Raw genomic sequence first — 24,855 nt, 5'->3', positions numbered from 1 at the left:
AGCAATTTACTAAATTGAATAAATTAAATTAGCGTCGAATTAAACAATTCGAAAAAGAGAGTAAACCCTTAATCAAGAAATGACGGACCACGACTGATTCATGTGAAAAAAAGTTATGCAATTTGTTGCACAAGATAGAACAAAAAAATTTAAAAAGTACGAATAAAGAGTCGCTTAAAGTAAGGTAACACTGGACAGACAAACTGTTTCTTGGCGTGGGTTACAACATTACATTGGATGTAACGTGGTAAGTGGATAAACTAAAAGCTGATGACGCGGCTTAATTGAATCGTCAATGTGTAGATCGTCAAGTGAAGTTTTGCAAATGTTCTTTTGCCTAACGTCTTGGCGGCAACAAGCTAATTCAATTCACTGCATTGTTCTGTACCCACGAAACTTTTAAATTCAAATGATTAGAGACACACAAACCTTTGAAGCTCTGCTCGAATCGGTAAGACGTTTTGTGCGTGAACGCTTAGTTCCTGCAGAAAATGAAGTAGCCGAAACGGATCAAATTCCTCCAGCGATAGTGCAAGAAATGCGCGAGATGGGATTGTTCGGATTGACCATCCCTGAGTGCTATGGTGGGCTTGAGTTGACCATGGAAGAGGAGTCACGTTTATTGTTTGAACTGTGCAAAACCTCACCAGCATTTCGATCTGTGATTGGCACAACAGTAGGCATCGGATCGCAAGGCATTTTGATGGATGGCACACTCGAACAAAAAACCTACTACTTGCCTAAACTGGCGACCGGAGAATTAATGGCCTCTTTTGCGTTGACAGAACCTGAAGCAGGATCAGATGCGGCATCTTTGACTACGACAGCAATACTAGAGGGTGATGTGTATTTGGTGAACGGCACAAAGCGTTACATCACCAACGCTCCCCACTCGAATATCTTTACGTTGATGGCCCGGACCAACCCAAAAATCAAGGGCGCTAATGGCGTCTCCGCATTCATCGTAGATGCCAAATCACCGGGCATCAGTTTGGGGAAAATTGACAAGAAGATGGGCCAAAAAGGGGCTCACACATGTGACGTGATTTTTGACAATGTGAGGGTGCCTGCTGCGAACCTCATTGGTGGTCAAGAAGGGCAGGGGTTTAAGACCGCAATGAAGGTGCTTGAAAAAGGACGTATCCACATTGCTGCTGTTTGCGTGGGTGTGGCTCAACGAATATTGAACGATGCACTGAACTATGCGGTGGACCGAAAACAGTTTGGCAAATCGATCGCTGAATTTCAACTGGTGCAGGCCATGTTGGCCGATAGCAAGGCCGAGTTGTACGCTGCTGAATGCATGGTGATTGACGCAGCGCGAAAGCGTGACGAAGGGTTTGAAGTGTCGACTGAGGCTTCTTGCTGCAAGATGTTCGCTTCTGAAATGTGTGGCCGCGTCGCTGATCGAGCTGTGCAAATTCTTGGCGGGGCTGGTTACATTTCTGATTACGGGATTGAGCGGTTTTATCGAGATGTACGTTTATTCCGTTTGTACGAAGGTACGACTCAAATACAACAAATCATCATCGGCCGCAACATGTTGCGCGAAGCAAGTCGTTAAGCCCAGTTACCGGCAGTTTTTAAAAGTTATTCTCTCTCGCCGCACTGTTCTGACTGGAACTTCTCAATGAACTTTGCGCTGTTACCTGATCACGAACAAATTCGAGAGGCCATTGAGCGAGTCTGTGCGCCCTTCAATGCCGACTATTGGTTACGCAAAGACCAAGATGGAGGTTTTCCTGATGACTTTCATCGTGCGCTGGCTGACTCGGGCTGGTTAGGGATTGCCATGCCTGAGGAATTCGGCGGCGCAGGATTAGGCATCAATGAGGCTGCGCTCATGATGCATACGATTTCTGCAACTGGGGCTGGTTTCTCTGGAGCATCTGCGGTCCACATGAATATTTTTGGACTTCATCCAGTTGTTGTGTTTGGTTCCGACGAACAAAAGAAACGTTGGTTGCCGCCGCTGATTGCAGGAACTGACCGCGCCTGCTTCGCGGTTACAGAACCCAATACTGGGCTCAATACCTTGAAGCTCAAGACGCTCGCTGTTCGCAATGGCAATCACTATGTGGTGCAAGGGCAGAAAGTATGGATCAGCACGGCCCAAGTAGCAAACAAGATGTTGCTTCTGGCGCGTACAACATCCCTTGACAAATGCACAGGAACTCAAGGTTTGAGCTTGTTCTATACCGATATAGATCGCAGCAAAGTTGAAGTCAAAGAAATTGACAAGATGGGCCGCAAGTGTATTGATTCAAATATGGTGTTTATTGACGGTTTACAAATTCCCCTTGAAGACCTTATAGGTCAGGAGGGTGAGGGCTTTAGCTACATCTTGCATGGTTTGAACCCTGAACGAATTTTGATTGCGAGTGAGGCTGTGGGCTTGGGGCGTGCTGCATTAAAACGTGCAAGCAGTTACGCAAATGAGCGTGAAGTTTTTGATCGCCAAATTGGTCAAAACCAAGGTATCCAGCATCCTTTGGCTAAATCTTGGATGGAACTTGAAGCCGCCAACTTGATGGTTCAAAAGGCGGCATGGCTCTACGATCAACATTTGCCATGTGCCGCTGAAGCAAATAGCGCGAAATACCTTGCGGCGGAGGCTTGTTACCACGCTTGCGAAAATGCCATCTTTACTCACGGAGGAATGGGTTACGCCAAAGAATTTCATGTGGAACGATATTTACGTGAGTCTTGGATCCCACGTCTTGCGCCTGTGAGCCCACAACTTATCCTGTGCTTCATCGCAGAAAAAGTGTTGGGATTGCCCAGGTCTTACTAGGTGTTCAGTCAGCTCAATAATAGGACTTGCTGAAATCTCCGCTTCAAAGTTTTCAGAACAATGACAATATGCCTCACAATTTGCGTATGAACTCACTTCACGGCATTCGCATTCTCGACCTATCGCGTGTACTCGCCGGACCATGGTGCACCCAAACACTCGCTGACTTAGGTGCCGACGTGATTAAGATCGAACTCCCTGGCGCAGGTGACGACACACGTGGTTGGGGCCCTCCCTTTTTGCTAGACCCGAATGGATCAGATACGGGTGATGCCGCATATTACTTGGGTACCAACCGCAACAAGCGTTCTGTCACCTGTGACATTGCCACACCGGAAGGTCAGGCCTTAATTCGTCAACTGGTGATGACTTGTCATGTGTTCATTGAGAACTTCAAAGTCGGCGATATGGCGCGTTATGGATTGGACTTCGCCTCTTTGAGCCAACTACACCCCCGCTTGGTCTATTGCAGCATTACTGGGTTTGGTCAGACAGGTCCCTACCGCGAGCGTGCGGGTTACGACTATGCGGTACAAGGCATAGGTGGTTTGATGAGCATTACTGGTGAACGCGACGACTTAGGCGGCGGACCGCAAAAAGTGGGAGTTGCCGTGGCCGATTTGTTCACTGGGATGTATGCCTCGGTCGGCATCTTGGCAGCTCTTCGGCATGCGGAAGCAACTGGTCAAGGACAACATGTGGACATGGCTTTGCTGGACACACAAGTGGCCATGCTCGCTAACTTAGGTGCAAACTATCTGGTCTCTGGACAAAAGGAGGGGAAAATTCCTGGGCGTTCCGGCAATGCGCATCAAAATGTGGTGCCCTATCAAGTGTTTGAAGTAGCTTCTGAAATAGAAGGCCATAAAGACCACATGATTCTGGCCGTGGGGAACGATGGTCAGTTTGCCAAATTCTGTGCAGTGGCGGGGCATCCTGAATTGGCCACTGATCCACGGTTTGCGAAAAATGCTGATCGCGTTCGCTATCGTGACAGTCTGGTACCACTTCTTGAGGTCATATTTAAAACGCGCTTAAAAACTGACTGGCTCAGTGCGCTAGAAGCTGCAAAAGTTCCCTGTGGTGCCATTAATAATTTAGCCGAAGTGTTTGCTGATCCGCATGTGCGCTCGCGTGACATGGTGACAATGTGGCAACACCCTATAAGCGGACCGGTTGAGTTAGTTTCAAGCCCAATCAAACTTAGCCTAACCCCCGTTCGCAAAGACTTACCTCCTCCGGGGCTGGGACAGCATACACAAGAGGTGCTCAAAGAGTTGATTGACTTGAGCGACGAAGAACTGGACATACTGCGAGCTAAACACATAATTTGAGCCCCTTTTTAAATCAATTTAAATCCATCATCCTCCATATCAATAGGTTCCTGATGAGATAGTGTCGACTCTGCGAGACATAATCGAACAAGCTCGCAATAGCCCTTAATAAATATCGTTTTACTGAGGCGGATTCAGATATGAAATGTAACTTTGATTAACTGATGGGTGGGTGGCTGAGGATGTTTAACGTTCAAAGCTTCTTGGCTTGGCAGTCGAAGTTGCTTATGTCCTACAAACACCTCAGCCAAGCTGAAGATCTCAGATTTACTCGCTCAGGAAGGCCGGAAACGATCCGTCTCAGATTGCCAAACTGCAGTTGTAAAGGAGTGAGTTGGTTTTTTGGTATTTAGCCAACTGGTCTTCCTAAAATCCGGTCAGAAATGATTTTCAGCTGAATTTCAGAAGTGCCTTCGAAGATTTTGGTAAGACGCGCATCCCGCCAATATCTTTCAACCGCATAGTGCGTCGTGTAGCCTGCGCCACCTAAAATCTGCATAGCATCACTGCATACGCGTTCTGACATTTCAGAGGCAAAGAGCTTGGTCATTGCAGCCTCTTTATCGCAGCGTTGGCCCTGGTCGATTTGCGTGCAAACATGGAAGTTGAGTTGGCGAGCAGCTTCAATTTCGGTCGCCATTTGTGCAAGCTTAAAACGGATAGCTTGGAAATTAGCAATAGGCTGGTCGAATTGCACCCGCTCCAATGCGAATTTGGTTGCATCCTCCAACGCGCCGCGTGCAAGGCCGATGGAACGAGCGGCCGTGTGCGCTCGGTAAGTTTCCAGGCCGCGAGAGAAGGCTGCGAAGGCTTGTCCTTCTTCGCCGACGAGCGCGATGGCTGGCAGGCGAAAACTATCAAAAGCAAGTTCCCAGGTTTTCCAACCAAAGTAGCCAATTTTCGGAATGGAAGAACCTGCGATGCCCGGAGGAAAGCTCCCACGCTGTTTGTCGATAATGAATGCGCTGATGCCAACATGCTTGCGCTTAGGGTCTACCTCTGGTTGTGTGCGGGCTAGTAAAAATATAAAGTCAGCTGCGTCAGCAAAGGTACACCAATATTTATTACCTGTGATGACCCATTCTTCTCCGTCGCGACGTGCGCGACATGAAACGCTTGCCAAATCAGAGCCAGCGGCGGGTTCAGACAAGGCCAGCGCACCAAGATATTCGCCGCGTGCAACTCGCGGCATGATCGCAGCGCGCTGTGCATCGTTGAACATCTGTGAACCCATAAAGGTGTTGCCTCTTGCGATCACAGATCCCACGCTCATCCAAGCGCGCGAAAGTTCTTCTGCGATGAGACAGTACTCAAAGCATCCCAGACCTGAACCGCCATATTTTTCTGGAATTGTGATTCCGAAGTATCCGAGTTCAGCCATTTTGTCGATTAGCGAACGTGGCATGTCTTCGCGCTCGGGGTCAAGTTTATTGGCCAAGGGCAGCACTTCCTGCATCGCAAAGTCCCGTGCCGCTTCCTGCAGCATACGGCGCTCATCGGTGAGGTATCCGGATTGAGTTAAGGTGGTCATACTGGTTTTATCAAGCCCTTGGTAGATGGTCAGTCTACGTTACTGTGATAAGGGTCGCGATCGGGCCCTGCAACGATGCCAGCATCGAAAAGACCGCCAATTTCGCCTGAGCCAAGCCCTAGAACTTGCGCAAGCACTTCCTCTGTATGTTGCCCGAGCCAGGGAGCGGGATGAACAGGTTCGCGCTTGACTCCCACAATAGATACCGTGGCACCAGCCGTCAGGTGCTCCCCGATGCCGGGTATATCCACACGCTCGAATACTGGGTTGGCCAGGGAGACACGCTGATCGTTAGCGATAAGGTCGGAGACGGTGCGGTAGCGTCCCCAGCAAACCTTTTTCAGATTGAATACACGCTCCACCTCTGCGAAATCTCGTTTTAGGCACCACGCCTCTACTTTTGCTGCAATGGTTTCGCGTGCCTCGAAACGTTTTGCATCGTCCATCTCTGCGAAGGATGCGTCCAGTTCACAAGCGTTACAAAGAGCGGACCATTGACTTGCTGAAATTCCAGCCACCATAATCCGCTGGCTATCAGAAGTGCCGAAGTCCCTGCCAAATGCGCCGTAGATATGATTGCCGATTGAAGGGCGATCCATTCCGAGAAGTTCAGCTTCAGCCATTAGGCCCAAGTGGGAGAGAGTGGTGAATGCGACATCTGAAAGTGCTAGCCTCAGTTCTGCACCCGCGCCAGTGAGCGCGCGTTGCATCGCTGCTGCCATGAGCGCAAACGCAGCTTGGTAAGCACATGCTATGTCCCAGGCTGGCAAGACGTGATTTATTGGGGCTTGGATGTTGCCGTCGCCGGTCATGGCTGGAAATCCGGCTGCGGCATTCACGGTGTAGTCCACTGCAGTAGAGCCATCCGGATTGCCGCTGATGGTGCACGAGATCAGATCTGCGCGAGTTTGGACCAACAGTTCATGCGACAGCCAAGGAGATCCGATGTTGGTCAGTAACACGCCGCCCGCATCGCCAGGCGCCACCACCAAGGCGCGCAGTAACTCCCGTCCCTCGGGTTTGCGGATATCGATGGCAATCGATCTCTTGCCTTTATTCAGGCCAGCCCAATACAGACTGCGCCCACCAGGCATCATTGGCAGGCGTCCATAGTCGATACCCCCTCCGATCATGTCCACGCGGATCACGTCTGCGCCGTACTGCGCCAAGGTCAGGCCAGCCAATGGTGCTGCGATGAAAGCCGAACTTTCAATCACGCGCAAGTTTTTGATCAGAGGATAAGACATGATGGGTGAGACTTTGTTTTCCCCGTTTGAATATAGTCAAAGCTAGGCGATGCAGTTTGACAGGTTTGTTGAGGTTTGTTGAGGTGTGTTGACCGGTGGCGGACACATCGGGTGTCATCACACAAAAAGCCGCATGCCGCTCAGCCCTGCCGCGGTTGTCGACGAGCAACATGACAGCAAGGCCTGCCTTCAGGAAAGCCACACACCTATGTTGTTTAAGACTTTGGGTCATGGGTAGTCCCTTTGTTTGTGCACGATTGGGGCAAGGTAGTTTATTCAAGCAACAACCCGTTTCGATCCCAGCTTGTCAAATGGCTGATTCAAGTACGAACTGCAACACAACTTAACAGAAAACAGTGCCATCGAAAAATTCAAGCTTTATGCGGGTTAGAGCCTTCTAGCTATTCACAGATAGCTCAATGAGGTGGCATTCCCCCAAACCTCTATACACTTTGGCGCGTGTTGTGACTTGCGAACGTGTGTACGTTGAGAGTTCAAAACGCACAAGCGTAAAGACTCTTTACGCTTGATGTCCTATAAGTTCTAAAATTGAATAAAAAAGTAAAACCTTATAATTCACCTCTATACTACAACTATACTACTTTGGCCCCGGCGTGATGAGTTAACTTGTTGATTTTAAATAGGAAAATGGCAAAGTGCTTTAGTCTTCACACTGCAGGGGTCACAAGTTCGAAACTTGTACTGCCCACCAAAAATACCCAATGAAAAAGCACCTAGATGAAAGTCTCGGTGCTTTTTTCTTGGTCTATGCCCCGGTGGTGTTCTAAACATCAGTTTGGGAATCCAGCTCAGACCTGCATAGCGCCTCGTATTCAGCCTTCACTTCGTCGAGGAAGTCAGCGGACGTGCTGAGCAGGTCACCTTGCAATGCAGCCAGCAAACCGTCAGTGTTTTTCAAACTGCATGAACTCCCATAGACTTGCGGGCATGTCTTTTTTTTAGCCGAGGTCATCATGTGCAGATGGGTTGCTTATGCAGGTCCAGAAATTTATCTTGAAGACTTGATCTTTCATCAACAGCATTCCATTGTGAGTCAAAGCTTGGCTGCAACCCAATCTACTTGGGTGACAAATGGCGATGGATTTGGCGTTGCTTGGTACACCAAACGCACCACGCCCGGCCTGTTCAAAGATATCCTGCCTGCTTGGAACGACAGCAACCTGCGATCGATTGCAGCGCATATTCAGACCAAGCTATTTTTTGCACATGTACGTGCCACCACCGGTACTGCGGTGAACAGAAGCAATTGCCATCCGTTTATTTGGCAAAACTGGACCTTCATGCACAACGGAAAAATTGGCAACTGGCACAACTGTCGAAAAGAGGTTGAAGACTTGATTGACCATGTGCACTACCCCCACAGAGAGGGCACAACAGACAGCGAAGCCCTGTTTCTGGTGGCACTCAGCAAGGGTTTGATTCACGACCCTATTGCCGCTATTCAAGAAACCTTGCGCGATGTGACCCGCATCATGGACAGGCATCATTCAGATGAGCCCATGCGCATCTCTTGTGCTGTGACCAATGGCAAAGAAATGTGGGCATTCAGATATTCAAGCGATGACCAATCACCCAGCATGTATTTTGGTCGCCCTCACACACGCGCCAGCGAAGCGGGCCTCAACCCCATCACGACCATTGCATCAGAACCCTCAGATTCTGAGGCAGCGCATTGGTTCAAAGTTGAGGAGACTACGGGTGTTCATTGGACTGAGTATGGATTGACGGATTTCAAAATCAAGCTCTGACCTGAAAAGAACGGGTCTCTCTTGGCTAACGGTGATTGACCCAAACTTCGCTGCGCTCCCAGAGGTTTGTTGCCAATTCAGAATCCTGTCCTAAGGCTGACGCTTGTGTTGGTTGAGAGTCTGCGTAGTACAAGCCTGACTCTGTTTGGGGTGCATGCATTGCGCAGTGCAAAGTTGTACGAGCCCCTTCTTCTGGTGTCAGAAAACCACGAAGCCTCAAGAGAGGACGTGCCCAGTCTGGGAGGGCGCGCCAGATCTCCGTATCCACGACGCCTGGGTGCAGAGCGTAGGTGGACACTGAAGTCCCATTCATTCGTTTTGCCAGTTCTGAGCTGAAGAGTAAATTGGCTAATTTTGAAACCGCGTATTCCCGAATGCCGGTCCAAGTGCGGGTAGGCCGACTCAGGTCATCCCAGTCAATGCCAGGTGTTCGCTTGTGCGCTCGGCTTGACACTGTCACGACACGAGAAGGGCCAGACGATATCAACTTCTCCAGCAGCAACTGGGTCAGTAAAAAGTGACCCAAGTGATTCACGCCAAACGCCATCTCAAATCCATCTTGAGTCATGCCCTTGAGCCCTGCCACACCCGCGTTATTGACGAGGAGGTGTAACGGCAAATTGAGTTGCATAAAAAGTCGCGCGCACTCTCTCACTGAGGCTAGGCTGGCTAAATCCAGGGGAATAAATATGGCCGGCGCATCCACTGCCAGCGATTGGATGTGATCCAAGACCGGTTGCGTTCTTTCAAGGGAACGGCCCGCTATGACGACTTGAAAACCTTTTTTCGCCAGCTCAATCGCTGTGACACGTCCAATGCCAACATTGCCGCCCGTGACCATTGCTACTTGGCCTGGAATGTAAAACTCATTTTTCATGGGGGATGGCTTTCCTGTGCGGATCAAATAATTTACCTCCACAATGCCATAGCGTTGTGACTAGATCAAGACTCAATCGATTGGGCGGGTTTGCAAAGCCACCTGCACCGTCGCGTTGCATTCAAGGACAGCACTGAATGTGAGCCTTTCAGCTAGAATTTTTTTGTTTTGAGTTGGGCAGCATGGCAACATGCGCCCCTTAGACAATTCCATTGAAAGCGCCCTCTTGAAAATTGTCTTGAACGAAAACCTATGCCAAGCCTTTGAATTCTTGCGAGATCAGACCGAGCAGTTGGTCTCTCGCTTATCTGAAGAAGATCAATGCGTTCAATCCATGCCAGATGCAAGTCCCATCAAATGGCATTTAGGTCACACCACATGGTTTTTTGAGTCTGTCGTTTTGCTGGCCCACTGCGCGGGCTACGAAAAATTCAGTGAGTCATTCAGCTATTTATTCAACTCTTATTACGAAAGCTTGGGCCCACGCCAACCTCGCCCACAAAGAGGCCTCATCACAAGACCCTCTCTGTCGGAGGTGATGGCTTACCGTGCCCACGTCACCCGTGCAATGGCGCTGTGGCTGGCTCAGTCAAATCTCAACAATGACGTTCTTGATTTGATTGTGTTGGGCATCCATCACGAACAACAGCACCAAGAACTGATGGTGACTGACGCATTGCATTTGTTTTCTTGTCACCCTTTTCTGCCTGATAGCCGTTTGCTTTTTTCATTCGACTCAGCCCCTCACGCGCTTGATACAAGACCCCATTGGATTCAATTTGAATCTGGTCTGTATGAGTTTGGCCAAGCACTTGAAGAAAAATCCGAGTTTGCTTTTGACAACGAGCAACCACGCCATAAACGCTGGTTGAATGCTTTTGAAATGTCTGACCAACTCGTGACTCAGGGTGAGTTCTTGACGTTCATTCTTGACGGGGGGTATCAAAATCCCTCTTGGTGGCTTTCAGAAGGGTGGTCATGGGTGAGCCAAACGCAGACTTCAGCACCGACCTATTGGTTTTCACCGAACAGCCCTCGCAATTCAAGCCAAGAATGGCAAGTTTTCGGAGTCAATGGATTGCGTGAATTGAATTTGAATGAACCTGTATCGCATTTGAACTTTTTTGAAGCAGAAGCTTTTTCGCAATGGTCAGGTGCACGTTTGCCCACAGAATTCGAATGGGAACTTGCTTTTGGGCACCCAAAAATCAACCAAATGCAAGGCAGCGTTTGGCAATGGACCAGATCCTCGTATGAACCGTATCCGGGCTTTCAAGCGAACTCAGGGGCTATTCGAGAATACAACGGCAAATTCATGGTGGGTCAGCAAGTGCTGAGGGGCTCCAGCTGGGCAACGCCAGCAGGACATGCACGAAAGACTTATCGAAACTTTTTCCCCCCTGCGGCCCAGTGGCAAATTACCGGGCTTAGATTGGCCAGAGATTGCAAGCAATGAATAACCCTGTCAATCACTTTGAAAATGACTTGCTAGCGGCCTTGTCAAGCGAGAACAAGCACATATCGCCCAAGTATTTCTACGATGCAAATGGATCGGCCTTGTTCGACCAGATTTGTGATCTGCCTGAGTACTACCCAACTAAAACGGAGTTGTCGATTCTGAGCCATCATTCAGGCGCTATGGCTCAACACATGGGCCCTCACGCAGAATTGATTGAATTAGGCGCTGGTGCTTTGACGAAAGTTCGTTTGTTGTTGCGGCAACTCGATTCGCCCACGTCGTTTTTGCCTATGGACATTTCGGGGGATCACCTGACGGCTGCCGCGCGAGATTTGCAGCGTGAATTTCCACAACTGGCGGTTTCCCCGATCGTGGCCGATTACACACATGATTGGTCGTTGCCGCTCCCTCACAAAGCAACACAACGCCGAATTGCGTTTTTCCCTGGCTCAACCATTGGTAATTTTTTACCCACTGAGGTGGACAGTTTTTTTGCCAACTGCGCCAAGCATTTACCAGCAGGCGGACTTTTGCTCGGCGTAGATTTACTCAAGCCCCCGCAAATCATTCACCAAGCGTACAACGATGCGCAAGGAATCACGGCCGCATTCAATTCGAATCTTCTGACTCGCGCAAATCGCGAGCTCAATGCCAACTTCGATGTTTCGCAGTTTGCTCATTGGGCTTTTTACAACGCTCCTCAACACCGCGTTGAAATGCATTTGGTGAGCCTCAAGAAACAAGAGGTTGTGCTGAAGAATCAGTCGTTTGTCTTTGAAGAGGGGGAAACGCTTCATACTGAAAATTCATACAAATACTCGATCGACAAGATACAAGACATCGCAGAGAAGCAAGGCTTAAAGTCTGGTCCGGTTTGGACAGATCCAAACCGCTGGTTTGGTTTGCTTTGGTTCGACATACCAGATTTTGAAACAGCATAAGGAGCGAATGATGAAGGCTATTTGGAACAACCAAGTTTTGGCAACCTCCGACCAGACCGTCATGGTGGAAGGCAACCATTACTTCCCCAGCAGCGCCTTGAACAAAGCATTTTTTCAAGCCTCTGCCAAGCAAACCACCTGTCCTTGGAAAGGGGTGGCTCATTACTACGATGTGACTGTGGACGGTCAAGTGAATGAGGCCGCTGCTTGGTTTTATCCAAACCCAAAACCCCAAGCCCTTCAGGTTGCTAATCGGGTGGCATTCTGGAAGGGTGTGTCGGTTGTCAACGACTAGACCCGGACCTCTTTCAGGGACATTTTGAACTGTTCAAGTGCCCGGCTGCTCTTGCTGCCATGGACTCAAATCGATGGCGAATGCTGTTTCTAATGAAGTACGCCATGACAAATTTGGGTGCGTTGAAGCCCGGTTCAATCAAGCTGTGATAAGTCAGCCTGGTCAGTCCATCTTTTGAATCCAGCCGCCAAGTTCCTCTGTAGATTTTGTTGTCACCGTGAATTTGCTCAAAATTCAGTCCTACATATGGAATTTCTGTGTATTCAATGGTCGAGCTAATTTCAATATGAAACAAAAGAACCGTTTCCTTGGCCTTGCGTTCAACGACCACCTTGTTGTCGGTTCTTGAAATGATCTTTGATTCAATGATGCCTGTGATATTTTTCGCATCTTCATAATTGGTAATGAATGCAAAGGCATTGCAAGCATCCATATGCGTCAAGTAGGAGACGTCGACTTCAAAACTGTTACCTGATTGATGAACCGAAACTGAAACGTCACTTTCAGGTTTTTTTTCTGAGGCTTTGCAGATCGACATATGACCGCATAACGCACTGAAGATGAGGCAATTCAATACATGACGCACCGAGACTTTTTTAACCATGGTCGGTGTGAGAGGTAGCTTCTTCATTGTCATTCTGAACTGCTCTGCTTATTTGTCACAACCGATGGTTCAAAAATACCCGATGAAAAAGCACCTAGATGAAAGTCCCGGTGCTTTTTTCTTGGCGGTGTCCTAAAAGTAGCAGCGGCTTCGTTCAAGTCGACGTCACATCAGCAAAACTCGTTCAAGCCCGATCAATGGCAAAACCCCACTTGAACTTGAGCTGCGACTGCAAAAAGGTGCGATCTAGTCAATGGGACGATTCATGACTTTGTAGAGCCGAATAAGCCCAGTGAATCACGCTGCTGCAATGACCTGAATTTCGACCATCAGTCCGGGATCGGCCAAATGAGCAACTTCGACCATGGTGCTGGTGGGCAAGTTGTCTTTGAAGAATTCTTCACGGGCTGCAACAATCTGTTTGAATTCGCGGATATCAGTGGTGTACACCGTGGTCCAAACGATGTCAGACAAACCCGCTCCTGCGGCCTTGAGGCTCTTTTCAATGTTACGAATGCACTGACGCGTTTGTTCAAGCATGCTGCCTTGGCCAACTTGTTGACCATCGCTGTCACGTGAGACCTGCCCTGAGACAAAAATCAGGCTCTTGGGCTGGTCCACTCGAACATAGTGGTTGTAAACACTGGCTCGAACATTCTTCATCCCCTCTGGGTTGCCGCGTTTGATTTCCATTTGAAATTTCCTTTTTAAGAGTCAACTCAGAGTTGATTCATTCAGATGTGATGTTTGCTGCTTTGATGATGGCACCCCAACGCTTTTGCTCTTCATGCATCAGGGCATTGAATTGGGCAGGCGTATTGCCAACCGGCTCATAGCCTAATGCGGCCAGTTTCTCGCGCGTTTCTGGTTGCGCCAAAATCTTGATGACTTCGGTGGCGACACGATCAACGATCGACATCGGTGTGCCTGCAGGAAATACCAAGCCTTGCCAATTCAATGCCTCGTAGTCAGGTAAGCCAAGTGCTTCACCGACAGTTGGAACGTCCGGCAATACAGGCGTGCGCTTTTTCCCAGTGACGGCCAAAGCTCGGACTTTGCCTGCTTTGATTTGAGGGATAGCCCCTTGGATGCCCGACACCATGACGGGAACGCGACCACCGACCACATCTGTAAACGCAGGTGGGCCACCCTTGTAGGGCACGTGCGCGAGCTCGACATGGGCCATCTTGTTGAGCATTTCACCCGCCAAGTGCTGCATGCCACCCACACCAGATGAGGCGTAGTCAATCTTTTTGGGATTTGCTTTGGCTTTGCTGATGAGGTCTTTGAGCGTCCCTCCATCAAAAGCAGGGCCCACCACCCAAACGTTCGGAGACTGCGCCAATTGCGTCACAGGCGCAAAGTCTTTGACGCCATCAAAAGGAGCACGTTGACTCACCAACGGTGCTGTGATCGTATCGATTGCACTCAAGAGAAGCGTGTAACCATCGGGCGGAGCTTGTTTGACGATCTCAGCGCCAAGCATTCCGGCTGCGCCTGGCTTGTTGTCAACCACCACTTGCTGGCCGAGGTTTTCACCGAGTTTTTGAGCAATGAAGCGGCCAATGGTGTCCGAGCCCCCACCAGGCGCCTGAGGCACAACAAGTCGGATTGACTTGTTGGGATAGGCCTGTGCCCAAGCCACAGAGCTGAAGCCAGACGCCAAGGTCAGGGTGAGTGTGATCAGCAACTGAAGCCGACGTGTGCTTACTTTTCGCATGGGGGACCCTTCGTAGTGATGAACAGGTTAGCAGATCTACCCAACCAAAGACCCGCAGCGACTGCTCAACGCCGGTCATCAGTTGACGGTTGGACCGACCTGTAGCGGTCCATGAACCTGAACACCATTTTTAATCACGGCAAGTTTGGGCGCTTGCAAAAGAATGGCTTTCGGTACCGAGTCGGTGTCAAACACCACAAGGTCAGCTGCGCCACCGGAACGCAGACCGTAGTTGGCTAATCGCAGCATGCGCGCTGAATTGATCGTCATCATCTGCCAAATTTTTTCAAGAGCTTTGTCATTGAGCTGCTTGGTGAGCTGCGCCAACAACAGCATGGCCTTGAGGGGGTCTGCATCGCCAAACCGCACAAATGGGTCCTGCATGTTGTCTGTGCCACACGACACATTCACGCCAGCCTCCATCAACTCAAGCACCCTGGTTAAACGGATGCGAGTGGGCAAAACACACACCTGAATATCCGCTTGCAACATCAGATCGATGGTGTCGGCAGCCCTGGCCGGACTGACATGCGATAAAGACGCAATATGGGACACCGCCACACGCCCTTGCCAACCGTGACGGATGGTTTTTTGTGCCACATACGGCAAGGTAAACGCCTGTGCCCCATCCCAATTGTCTAGGTGGTAGTCAATGTCGCAGTTGTGCCGCATGGCAAGCGCAAACGTTTCGTCCACTTGCCTCTGGGGGTCAGACGGCCACAAGCAAGCATTGATGTTCCCGCCTACGATTTTGAGTCCATCTTTGATGGCTGTTTCTACAAAGATGCCCGCACCATCCTCCAAACTACCCGGCGTCTCAAACCAACCTTCCTGCGGAAATGCAATCACTTGCAAATCAACCTGGCCACTCATCAAACCCGCTGCGGCTTGAACCCCTTGAACAGCCCGTTGCTCGACATACCGGTCGACCTCACAGTGCGTTCGGGCCGTGGTGGTGCCATGCGCCAATCCCATCGTGAGCGCTCTCTGCGCCCTGTGTGCCACATCTTCCAGCGAAAAGGCTTTTTTGAGCTCACGCACAGCACGGATGGAGGTTTCCAGATCAAAGGACAGTCCGGCATTGGCCGAACGATCCTGAGTCAACACTTTGTCTAGGTGAACATGGGGGTCCACAAAACCTGTTGACACAAGCCGCCCCTGGGCATCAAAGACCATGCTCCCACGGTCATCGCGCCAACCGGGGACATCCGGCGACACGTTGTCAATCAGGCCCGCCGAGATGGAAATGCACCATCGTCCGTCTTGCCCAGGAATGCTTGCATTTCTGATCGCCCAGTTTGAGTTCATGGCCATGCTGGCGGTTGCGTGTGTTTAAAAGGACGGCTTGACTAAGCGCTCAGCTTTAGGCGGCAAAAAGCTTCGGTCAAACACCTCGGCCGGTGTGGGGGTGCGACTCAACTCATAACTGTCAACAATTTGTGAAATCGCCCGCGCCATGCGAGCGTCTTTGACATCGCCCAAACCGATCTCTGACGATTCTGGAGAAATCACGCTGCTCTTGAGCACATAAATCAATCGGCGTTTTTCAATCTCTTTGTTGATCAATGGCTCGTTTTTAGCAAGGTTTTCAATGCAGGGATCTGGCTGTGCAATGCACTCCTTCATTGCGCGATTGATGGCCGAGACCAGTCCTTTGACCGCTGCTGGTTTCTCTTTCAGCAGCTTGGCAGATACCAGCACGCCATTGCTGTAGAGGTCTAGGCCGTTGTCGTTGTAAAAAATCCAACGAATATCTTTGTCTGGATCGATGCCCTGTGACACTAAGTTCATGTACGAGGTGGCTGAAAAAACGGCAGACGCATCGACCTGGCCTCGTATCAAGAACTGTTCTTGTAAATTGGGCGCCATATTCATCCACGTGACTTTTTTGTCATCGATGCCGTTCTTCTTGGCCAGTGCTGTGAATAATTTAAAAGCCGCCCCACCCGCGGGGGAACCAAGGGTCTTGCCTTCAAGGTCTTTGATGGATTTGATCGAACTGTCTGCTTTGGTGATCAGCGCAAAAGGCGCATGGTTATAAATCATGTAAACCATGACAGGTGCTTCCGTTGGACGCGTCGCAGAACTCTGAATGATGGCATTCATATCGCCGACCCCAGCCTGATAAGTGCCAGACATCACGCGCGATACAGCGGCCGCAGAACCATCGCCTTGGTCAATGGTGACATCCAAATTTTGGTTCTTAAAGTAACCTTTGTCGTGAGCCCAATAAAACCATGCGTGAACACCTTGAATTTTCCAATCAAGTGTGAACTTGATTTTGGTTTGCTCTTGCGCAGACACAGTCATTGCAAATGAAAGTGCTAACGCGCCAAGTCCGAAAAAAATACCCAACGATCGTTTCATTTCATATCTCTCTTGGTGGTGGTTTTCAACTAACCCAAACACTGCAATTCAGCGGTCGACCCAGTTCGCACCGCATGGAACCCAATGCACTTCAAGCGTGCATCCATATGCACACATTTAGAGCGCAACGGCGTCATACAAACTGCCGCCACACGTCATGTCTTTGACGTATGCACGCTGCGTGCCAGAAGCTGCATAAGCTTGAAATAAAAAAATACAAGCAGCTCAATCGGGCAACTAGCTTGCTCACACATGGCTTCATTCTTCATTTGTAATTTGTAATTTAGGGTTTTCACTGTTGACCCTGTCTTTGCTACAGCATCAAATAAATTTTATAGAAATTATCAAAAGGGAGACAAAAATGATTACTAAGTCAATAAAGCTAACCCTAGCTTTAGGTTGCGCTTTATTTCTCAACTCCATTGGGCATGCGCAAGAATATCCTGCGATGACCATTAAATTCGGCGATCTATTAAATAGGAATTTTGGTTACTACCAAGGTATCGCTGCTTTCAAAGAAGAAATAGAAAAGCGTACTGCTGGAAAAATCAAGGTCGACATCATTACCGACAACAAAATGGGCACACCCAAAGACGCCCTTGAATCTCTGCAACTCGGTGCTGTGCAAATGGCGGTCAACACGCCTGCATATACCCAAGGCAGCGTCAAAGAGCACATGATTTGGGCCATGCCTTATTTGTTCAAGGACCGCGACACTTGGCAGAAATTTGCCTATGGTCCGATGGGCAAAGAGCTGGGTGACAAGATTGAACCCTTTGGTGTCAAGTTTGTTTCTTGGTGTTCTGCAGGTGGTCGTGGGTTTATTTCTAAAAAGCCATTGGCTACGCCAGCAGATTTCAGTGGTTTAAAAATCCGATCTATTCCAGACCCCGTCGTGGTTGAAATCATCAAATCATTTTCAGGTCAGCCTGTGGTGATGAATATTCAAGAGGTCTATACAAGCTTGCAGCAAGGCGTGCTTGATGGTTCCGAGTTGTCCATCGAATTGGCCACCGCGTTTAAATTCAATGAAGTTGCCAAGTTTTATACCGAAACCGCCCACAACGGGACGCCCGGTATGGTGTTGACCAACTTGGCTTGGTGGAATAAACAGCCCAAGATTGTGCAAGATTTGATCGAGCAAGTGGTGCAAACCAATTACAGAAAAGCAAACGATGAGTTTTATGCCGCAGTTGACCCCCGTCAATCGCAACAGCAGCAAACTGTCACCGCTAAGGTCTTGGCCGATAAGTCTGTGACCATTGTCAAACCTGACTTGCCAGCTTTCAAGAAAGCCAGCGCACCCGTGATCGAGCAGTTCAAATCGCGAATCGGAAAGGAATATGTTGAAAAGGTCCTGAAAGCGGTAGATTACTGATGAAATCTCTGTGTGACGCCCTTGAGCATTTCTTGGGCTTTGTTTGTGCCTTAGCGGTTGGATCATTCACATTTCTGATTATTCTGGATGTGGCCTGCCGCTTTGTTTTTCACTTCCCCATCACCTGGCTCAATGAACTAAGTATTTTCTTATTTCAACTGACCAGCTTTACCGGTGCCACGATTGCACTGCGCAAAGGCTTGCATTTTGGTTTGGGTTTGATGGTCCAAGATATCTGGCCAAAATTGTCCAAAACCTTGCAACCCATTGCGATTGTGGTGGTGGCCATCACCTCTGGCCTGATCGTCTATTTGGCCATCATCATGGCCAAGCAGGCCTGGCATTCAACTTACACCACCTTGCCATTCAGTCAGGCCACCATTTATGTGGTGACGATGATCAGCGCTGTGATCATGGTGTTGTTTTCGATCGAAGAATTGTTGGAACGATTTTCAACACCCTCCCAGAGATCCGCATGATTATTTCTTTATGTGTTGGTTTTCTCGTCTGCATCTTGGTGGGCGTGCCCATTGCTTTTTCAATGATCATTGCTTCGGTCATTGCTGTGCTTGCCGGCGACTCACTCCCGTTGCCCCTCATTGCCCAGCGCTTGGGTTCAGGCATTGACAACTTTACCTATTTGGCCATCCCACTGTTTATCTTGGCGGGCTCCATCATGGAGCGTTCGGCAATCTCGGTCCGCTTGGTGGGATTTGCTAAATCACTGGTGGGCCATTTGAAAGGTGGCATGGGTCAGGTGGTCATTGTTTCTGAGATTTTCTTTTCGGGAATATCGGGTGCATCACTGTCAGACGCATCCGCCATTGGTTCCATCATGTTCCCGACCCTAAAGAAAGCAGGCTACGACCCCGCCAAAGCCGTGGCCTTGATTTCAGCGGCATGCGCCATGGGTATTTTGATTCCACCGTGTTTGACCATGGTCGTTTTGGGCGCCTTGGCGGGGGTATCCGTCTCGGCTTTGTTTGTGGCCGGCTTTATTCCAGGTTTCCTGATGGCCATCGCCTTGATGGTCTCGGTGTACTTTCAGTCCAAGAATGGCTCTTTGCCGCCAGGTGAGAAAAAAGCCACCCGGCAAGAGATCTTGAGTTCATTCAAGGGTGCCATGTTTCCCTTGCTCTTGCCCATCATCATTTTTGGTGGCATTTTGGGTGGCGTCTTCTCTCCCACAGAAGCAGCGGCGGTGGCCGTGGTGTATGCCTTGTTTGTGGCAACCTTCATCTATCGCGAGATGAGTTTCAAGTTGCTCTATACCTTGTTGATTGACACCGCCATCACCACCGGAGCAATTGGCCTGATCTTGGGGGCTGCATCAGCCTTCAGTGCCATTTTGTCTTTTGGTGGCGTGCCCGATCAAGTGGCTGAGTTCATCACGGGGTTTTCCAGCAATCCCTTGGTATTTTTGATTGCGGCCAATTTGGTGTTTCTGTTCTTTGGGGCCATTCTTGATGGCATCCCTGCATTGCTGCTGTTTGTGCCCATCTTGTTGCCTGTGGCCAAAACCTTAGGCATTGACACCTTGCACTTTGCCCTGATGAGCGTTGCTTCATTGGGCGTTGGGTTGGTGGTTCCCCCCATTGGCATCTTGGTGTTGGTGGTGTGCTCCATCACCAAAACTCCCTTGGGTGATGTCTCCAAAGCCATGATGCCGTATTTGGGCATTTTGATGCTTTGCTTATTGGCCATGATTCTTTTCCCCCCCATCATCTTGTTCTTGCCACATCACTTTGGCTTGTAAATTTCAAATTTAGGAGTTTTTCCCATGAAGCTTGTCAGTTATGGCCCCTTGGGCCAAGAAAGAGCCGGCGTGCTCCAAGGTGAAAACATATTCGATCTTGAGCAATTGATGGCCAAGTCAGGCGCAGGGCCTGCAGTACACGACATGCGCCTGTTTCTAGAAATTCCGACGTGGAGAAGCATGTTGGACAAATTGGCCCCATTGACTTCTTCAACGCCCCCGATTGCCTTGCATTCGGTCAGGCTTGGCTCGCCTGTTCCTTGCCCTCGCAAGCTGATGATTGCGGGCGCAAACACTTACAGCCACTTGGCAGAGGCCAAGCCTTTGCTTGGAAAAATCGATCCACCGAAGCAACCCATGGTGTTGGCCAAAGGCACGAACGCGATTTGCGGCCCCTACGACGATTTGATCTTGCCCAAGCAGACCACAAAATTAGATTACGAAGTTGAGTTGGGGGTGATCATCGGCAAGGTGACCGATCACATCAGTGAGTCTGAGGTCAAGCATCACATTGCAGGCTTCACCACCACCAACGATGTGTCAGCACGCGATGTGCAGTTGGCCGAGTACGAGTCCAACACATTTTTTCGAGTCCATTATTTAGGCAAGAGTTTCAACACCTTTGCTCCCATGGGCCCAGCCATGGTCACAGTGGATGAGTATGAATGGGGCAAGCCCTTCGGTTTGGTCACCAAAGTCAATGGAGAGGTTCGGCAGTCGAGCGACACCGATGACTTGATTTACGGCATTGAAGCCCTGGTGTCTTACATCAGCCATCACATGACGCTATACCCAGGTGACATCATCCAAACGGGGTCGCCAGCGGGTGTGGCCTTCTTCATGAATCCTCAGCGCTTTTTGCAGGTGGGCGAGGTGGTCACATGTGAGATCGAAGGCGTGGGCACGATTTCCAACAAAGTTGTGAGTGGAAAATAAGAATGGCAAAAAAAAATATCCGTTCTGCCATTGACATTGGCGGAACATTCACCGACTTAGCCTCTTACGATTCCGAGACCAAAAGCGTACGCTTTGAAAAATCACTGACCACGCCCTTGGCGCTGCAAGACGCGGTGCTGTCTTGCTTCACGAAGGGAGAGGTTGATCTCTCGCGGCTTGATCATTTTGTGCATGGCTCGACAGTGGCCATCAACGCTGTCATCCAAAAAAATGGATCAAAAACAGCATTGATCACGACCCAGGGCTTCAAAGACTTGTATCAGGTGGGCCGTGCCAATCGACCCGACACCTACAACTTGTTTTTTGAAAAGCCCGCCCCACTGGTGCCGGCCAATTTATGCTTTGCAGTCCAAGAGCGTATGACAGCGCAGGGCAAGGTCTACACGCCCTTGCTAGAAGCTGAGATCCAGCGCATTGTCAAGATCATCAAGGCCGCCCATGTAGAGGCCATTGCGGTGTGCTTCATGCATTCCTATGCAAATGCGGCGCACGAAAAATTGATAGGCAAGGCGCTGCGTAAGGCCTTTCCAGAATTGTTCATCACGCTCTCGCATGAGATCCTGCGCGAGTACCGCGAGTTTGAAAGAACGTCCACGACGGTCTTGAATGCGTATGTCGGCCTCCAAGTCACCACCTATTTGAAGGCCTTGGAAGGGCAGCTCAAACAGAAAAAGTTTTCTGGCCGCTTCATGATCATGCAGTCCAACGGGGGCGTGATGACCTCCGAGCGTGCAGCCAAGGTGCCTGTGGCCATGATGGAGTCAGGGCCTGCAGGGGGCATCATTGGTGCTGCCGAGTTGGGCAAGTTGATTGGCGACCCGGATGTCATCGCGTTCGACATGGGGGGGACCACCGCAAAGACCTGTTTGGTCGAGCAGGGCCTGCCCAAAATGACCGACCAATACTACATTGGCGGTTACCAGCAGGGGTATGTGATGCGACTGCCCGTGGTGGACATCATCGAAGTTGGTGCGGGTGGCGGCAGCATTGCTTGGATCGATGAAGGGGGCGCCCTCAAGGTCGGACCCAAAAGCGCTGGCTCTTTGCCGGGCCCCGCTTGCTACAACCTCGGCGGGCAAGAGCCCACCGTCACCGACGCCAATTTGGTGACAGGTCGTTTGAATGCCAAACGGTTTTTAGGCGGTGAGTTTGACCTCGATTACGACAAAGCCTACAAGGCGATCGAAAAAAAAGTGGCCAAGCCCCTGGGCATGACCGTGTTGGATGCAGCACTGGGCATTCTCAAGCTCGCAGACGTCAAGATGTCCTTCGCTGTACGGGCGATCACCATGCAGCGCGGCTACGACCCCAGGAAATTTGCCATGGTTGCCTTTGGTGGGGCAGGTCCATTGCATGCGATGGCCATTGCCCGCGAGCTCCATGTGCCACGCGTGATCATTCCGCCTCAACCCGGACATTTCTCGGCACTGGGCATGTTGCTGACCGACTTGCGTCAAGACTTTGTGCAAACTCATATCCAAGACTTTTCTACGGTCACGGTGAAAAGTCTCGAAGACAACTTTGTCAAACTTGAAAATGAGGGCCGACAAAGCCTGGTCAAAGAAGGTTATGAGACCCATTCGATTCAACTGATCCGAACTTTGGACGTGCGCTATTTGGGTCAGGAGTACACCGTTCGGGTGAACGTGCCCCACAAACTGAGCGCCGTCAAAGACATTGACGCCATCCGAGAGAAATTTGATGAAATGTACGAGGTGCGTTACGGGCATGCAGCACCCGACCAATCCGCGCAGATGGTCAACCTTCGGGTCACGGCCATTGGTCCAGTCTCCAAGCCGGACTTCGAAAGCTTAAGAGACAAACGCATCCCAGCACTGAGCACGCAAAAGAGCCGCGAGATTTATTTTCCCAAAGTCGGCATGCTGTCATGTCCAGTTTACCAACGCGCCGAGTTGAAAGAGAACTTTGAATTCATGGGGCCCGCTGTGGTCGAAGAATACGCCTCGACCACGGTGCTATTTCCCGGCGACAAAGGAATGCTCAATCAATACGGATGCTTGGTCATCCTCAATGGCGACGGAGAGGCTTAACCCATGCGACAAAATAAAATCGACAAAGTCGACCCCATCACGATTGAAGTGGTCAACAACGCACTGGCGGCCATTGCAGAGGAAATCACCATCAATCTAGCCCGAACCGCGCACAACACCATCGTGTATGAAGTGCAAGACTTTTGCACGGGCCTATTGGATGCCCAAGGTAAGTTGGTGGCCCAAGCCCCTGGTGGGCTGCCGCTCTTTGTGGGTGACCTCGACGCCGCCATTCAAGACGGTATTGATATCTATGGCCCCAATGGTTTTGACGAAGGCGATGTGATCGTCACCAACCACACAGGCACCTGTGGCCAGCACTTGAACAACGTGGTGGTCTACACCCCCGTGTTCTTTGACAAAGGGTTGGTTGGTTTCGCGGCCACACGGGCCCACTGGACGGACATCGGTGGGCGCTTGGCGGGCGGATTCTTGACCAACTCGGTCTCTTCTTTTGAAGAAGGTCTCCAAATTCGCTCTGTGAAGATGTACAAAAAAGGCGTGGCCGATCAAGACCTTTTCAGAATATTGACGCACAACATTCGCCAGCCCGAATCCTCCTTCGGTGATTTGCACGCGCAAATCGGTGCTTGCCGCATGGCTGAGCGAAGAATGCATGATTTGTATCAAAACTATGGGCCTCAAGCGGTTCGCCAAGCCATTGAGGAGGGCTGGGCCCAGGCTGAACGCATCGTACGCGCTCGGATCAAACACATCCCAGACGGTACCTACAGTGCCGAGTCTTTTCTGGATGACGATGGTGTGGACTTGGGTGTGCCTGTGCCCATTCGGGTCAAGGTCATCATCAAAGGCGAAAAGATGACCATTGACCTGAGTCGCATGAGCCCCCAGGTCAGGGGCCCTATCAACTCCGGTGCTGCCGCTGGACGAAGTGCCGCCCGATTGGCTTTGAAATACTTGGTGGCTTCTGACGTCATGGCCAACGATGGCTGCTTTAAACCGCTGGATGTCATCTTGCCGCCTGGCACCTTGGTCAGCGCGCAAGAGCCAGCGCCCATGTCTTGGTGGCAAACCCCTTTGTTGACTTTGATCGATACGATTTTGTTGGCGATGTCCAAAGCGATTCCTGAAAGGATCCCTGCGGGCCACTACAGCGACATCTCCGCCATGTTGATGACGGGCTGGGATCCGAGAACCAAACGTCCATTCACCAACATTGAGCCAGTCGCCGGTGGCTGGGGTGCCAGGCCCAACGGCGATGGCCCCAGTGCCACATTCACGATTGGCCATGGCGACACCTTCAACATTCCAGTCGAAGTTTTGGAAACCCGCTATCCATTGATGATTGTTCAATATGGCCTCAGGCGGGACTCGGGTGGACCCGGCAAGTTCAGAGGTGGGCTGGGCATGGAGCGGGTCTACCGCGTGCTCGACAACGGTGTGTTCAATGGTCTGAGTGAACGTTCAAAATGTCCACCGTGGGGTTTGAAGGGGGGCAAGAGTGCCTACAGCGGCGAGATATCCATCAAACGTGCCAAGACAAACAAGATCGAAACCTACAGCAAAGTCACGGGCTTGAAACTGAACAAGGACGATCTGCTCTTCTTCAGAACAGGGGGCGGTGGCGGCTTTGGGGATCCATTGCAAAGGCCTGCTGACAAAGTGGCCGAGGACGTTCAACTGGGTTTTATTTCGGTAGATTCCGCCAAAAAGAATTACGGTGTGGATGTGAATGCCAAGACCTTGCGTGTCAATGCATCCACAACCTTGGCATTGCGCCAAAAAATGAAAAGCAAATCCAAAGGGAAATGAAC

General features: G+C 50.3%; 22 protein-coding genes. 13 read left to right on the top strand and 9 right to left on the bottom strand.

The annotated features are described in order from the left end of the window. Positions 1 to 409 precede the first annotated feature (409 nt). The 3 genes from ACKWJN_RS09215 to ACKWJN_RS09205 all read left to right on the top strand — a co-directional run bounded on the left by ACKWJN_RS09215 (position 410) and on the right by ACKWJN_RS09205 (position 4,128). Complete coding sequence (locus tag ACKWJN_RS09215; protein ID WP_408596235.1) at positions 410 to 1,564, top strand: acyl-CoA dehydrogenase family protein; 1,155 nt, start codon at positions 410 to 412, stop codon at positions 1,562 to 1,564. Between the two features lie 66 nt (positions 1,565 to 1,630). Continuing rightward, on the top strand, positions 1,631 to 2,794 hold the full coding sequence (locus ACKWJN_RS09210) for an acyl-CoA dehydrogenase family protein (protein WP_408596233.1): 1,164 nt from the start codon (positions 1,631 to 1,633) through the stop codon (positions 2,792 to 2,794). An 86-nt stretch (positions 2,795 to 2,880) separates the two neighbouring features. Then, positions 2,881 to 4,128: a CaiB/BaiF CoA transferase family protein gene (locus tag ACKWJN_RS09205; protein ID WP_408596231.1), complete on the top strand. Its 1,248-nt coding sequence runs from the start codon at positions 2,881 to 2,883 to the stop codon at positions 4,126 to 4,128. Positions 4,129 to 4,477: 349 nt separating this feature from the next. Here ACKWJN_RS09205 and ACKWJN_RS09200 read toward each other — a convergent pair whose 3' ends face one another. From ACKWJN_RS09200 to ACKWJN_RS09190, 3 genes are read right to left on the bottom strand one after another with little or no spacing between them, the layout of a single operon-like run. Further along, complete coding sequence (locus ACKWJN_RS09200) at positions 4,478 to 5,659, bottom strand: acyl-CoA dehydrogenase family protein (protein WP_408596229.1); 1,182 nt, start codon at positions 5,657 to 5,659, stop codon at positions 4,478 to 4,480. Positions 5,660 to 5,688: 29 nt separating this feature from the next. Beyond that, entirely contained in the window at positions 5,689 to 6,906 is a 1,218-nt protein-coding gene (locus tag ACKWJN_RS09195) for a CoA transferase (protein ID WP_408596227.1), read from the bottom strand. After that, the gene (locus ACKWJN_RS09190) at positions 6,869 to 7,138 is read right to left on the bottom strand and encodes a hypothetical protein (protein ID WP_408596225.1); all 270 of its coding nucleotides are present in this window, start codon (positions 7,136 to 7,138) and stop codon (positions 6,869 to 6,871) included. Before ACKWJN_RS09190 ends, ACKWJN_RS09195 begins: the two co-directional genes overlap by 38 nt. A gap of 829 nt (positions 7,139 to 7,967) precedes the next feature. Here ACKWJN_RS09190 and ACKWJN_RS09185 point away from each other — a divergent pair. Continuing rightward, entirely contained in the window at positions 7,968 to 8,675 is a 708-nt protein-coding gene (locus ACKWJN_RS09185; protein ID WP_408596223.1) for a class II glutamine amidotransferase, read from the top strand. A gap of 25 nt (positions 8,676 to 8,700) precedes the next feature. On the opposite strand, the gene ACKWJN_RS09180 is transcribed toward ACKWJN_RS09185, so the two are convergent. Next, positions 8,701 to 9,552 carry an SDR family NAD(P)-dependent oxidoreductase gene (locus ACKWJN_RS09180; RefSeq protein ID WP_408596221.1) on the bottom strand — a complete coding sequence of 284 codons (852 nt, stop codon included), beginning with the start codon at positions 9,550 to 9,552 and terminating at the stop codon, positions 8,701 to 8,703. A gap of 190 nt (positions 9,553 to 9,742) precedes the next feature. Between ACKWJN_RS09180 and egtB the strand changes: the two genes are divergently transcribed. The 3 genes from egtB to ACKWJN_RS09165 are packed head-to-tail and all read left to right on the top strand — an operon-like array spanning position 9,743 to position 12,247. After that, positions 9,743 to 11,008, top strand: coding sequence for an ergothioneine biosynthesis protein EgtB (egtB, locus tag ACKWJN_RS09175; protein WP_408596219.1), 1,266 nt, complete (start codon positions 9,743 to 9,745; stop codon positions 11,006 to 11,008). Beyond that, positions 11,005 to 11,952: an L-histidine N(alpha)-methyltransferase gene (gene egtD / locus ACKWJN_RS09170; protein WP_408596217.1), complete on the top strand. Its 948-nt coding sequence runs from the start codon at positions 11,005 to 11,007 to the stop codon at positions 11,950 to 11,952. The genes egtB and egtD overlap by 4 nt, the downstream gene beginning before the upstream one ends. 10 nt (positions 11,953 to 11,962) lie before the next feature. Further along, positions 11,963 to 12,247 (top strand): DUF427 domain-containing protein, encoded by a 285-nt coding sequence (locus ACKWJN_RS09165; protein WP_408596216.1) that lies wholly within the window; start codon positions 11,963 to 11,965, stop codon positions 12,245 to 12,247. Between the two features lie 13 nt (positions 12,248 to 12,260). On the opposite strand, the gene ACKWJN_RS09160 is transcribed toward ACKWJN_RS09165, so the two are convergent. From ACKWJN_RS09160 to ACKWJN_RS09140, 5 genes are all read right to left on the bottom strand, one after another. Then, positions 12,261 to 12,851 carry an SRPBCC family protein gene (locus tag ACKWJN_RS09160; RefSeq protein ID WP_408596214.1) on the bottom strand — a complete coding sequence of 197 codons (591 nt, stop codon included), beginning with the start codon at positions 12,849 to 12,851 and terminating at the stop codon, positions 12,261 to 12,263. 297 nt (positions 12,852 to 13,148) lie between these two features. Beyond that, positions 13,149 to 13,544 (bottom strand): RidA family protein, encoded by a 396-nt coding sequence (locus ACKWJN_RS09155; RefSeq protein WP_408596212.1) that lies wholly within the window; start codon positions 13,542 to 13,544, stop codon positions 13,149 to 13,151. A 37-nt stretch (positions 13,545 to 13,581) separates the two neighbouring features. After that, positions 13,582 to 14,571 (bottom strand): Bug family tripartite tricarboxylate transporter substrate binding protein, encoded by a 990-nt coding sequence (locus tag ACKWJN_RS09150; RefSeq protein ID WP_408596210.1) that lies wholly within the window; start codon positions 14,569 to 14,571, stop codon positions 13,582 to 13,584. Positions 14,572 to 14,649: 78 nt separating this feature from the next. After that, positions 14,650 to 15,879 carry an amidohydrolase family protein gene (locus ACKWJN_RS09145; protein WP_408596209.1) on the bottom strand — a complete coding sequence of 410 codons (1,230 nt, stop codon included), beginning with the start codon at positions 15,877 to 15,879 and terminating at the stop codon, positions 14,650 to 14,652. A gap of 24 nt (positions 15,880 to 15,903) precedes the next feature. Continuing rightward, complete coding sequence (locus ACKWJN_RS09140) at positions 15,904 to 16,938, bottom strand: ABC transporter substrate-binding protein (protein ID WP_408596207.1); 1,035 nt, start codon at positions 16,936 to 16,938, stop codon at positions 15,904 to 15,906. 361 nt (positions 16,939 to 17,299) lie between these two features. Between ACKWJN_RS09140 and ACKWJN_RS09135 the strand changes: the two genes are divergently transcribed. Genes ACKWJN_RS09135 through ACKWJN_RS09110 form a run of 6 tightly spaced genes read left to right on the top strand, consistent with a single transcriptional unit; the run spans position 17,300 to position 24,853 of the window. Next, a complete protein-coding gene (locus tag ACKWJN_RS09135) occupies positions 17,300 to 18,316 on the top strand; it encodes a TRAP transporter substrate-binding protein (RefSeq protein WP_408596205.1) in 1,017 nt (338 codons plus the stop codon). Beyond that, a complete protein-coding gene (locus ACKWJN_RS09130; RefSeq protein WP_408596203.1) occupies positions 18,316 to 18,795 on the top strand; it encodes a TRAP transporter small permease in 480 nt (159 codons plus the stop codon). Before ACKWJN_RS09135 ends, ACKWJN_RS09130 begins: the two co-directional genes overlap by 1 nt. Further along, complete coding sequence (locus tag ACKWJN_RS09125) at positions 18,792 to 20,072, top strand: TRAP transporter large permease (protein ID WP_408596202.1); 1,281 nt, start codon at positions 18,792 to 18,794, stop codon at positions 20,070 to 20,072. The genes ACKWJN_RS09130 and ACKWJN_RS09125 overlap by 4 nt, the downstream gene beginning before the upstream one ends. Positions 20,073 to 20,096: 24 nt before the next feature. Beyond that, complete coding sequence (locus ACKWJN_RS09120) at positions 20,097 to 21,008, top strand: fumarylacetoacetate hydrolase family protein (protein WP_408596200.1); 912 nt, start codon at positions 20,097 to 20,099, stop codon at positions 21,006 to 21,008. 2 nt (positions 21,009 to 21,010) lie between these two features. Next, positions 21,011 to 23,080: a hydantoinase/oxoprolinase family protein gene (locus ACKWJN_RS09115; protein WP_408596198.1), complete on the top strand. Its 2,070-nt coding sequence runs from the start codon at positions 21,011 to 21,013 to the stop codon at positions 23,078 to 23,080. Between the two features lie 3 nt (positions 23,081 to 23,083). Beyond that, entirely contained in the window at positions 23,084 to 24,853 is a 1,770-nt protein-coding gene (locus tag ACKWJN_RS09110) for a hydantoinase B/oxoprolinase family protein (protein ID WP_408596196.1), read from the top strand. Positions 24,854 to 24,855 lie beyond the last annotated feature (2 nt).

Origin of the sequence: Limnohabitans sp. (genome assembly GCF_046052825.1) — a bacterium.
In the GTDB taxonomy this organism is placed as follows: Bacteria; Pseudomonadota; Gammaproteobacteria; order Burkholderiales; family Burkholderiaceae_C; genus Limnohabitans.
Note: the sequence above shows the minus strand (reverse complement) of the source record. Positions and strands in the feature narration are given on the sequence as shown.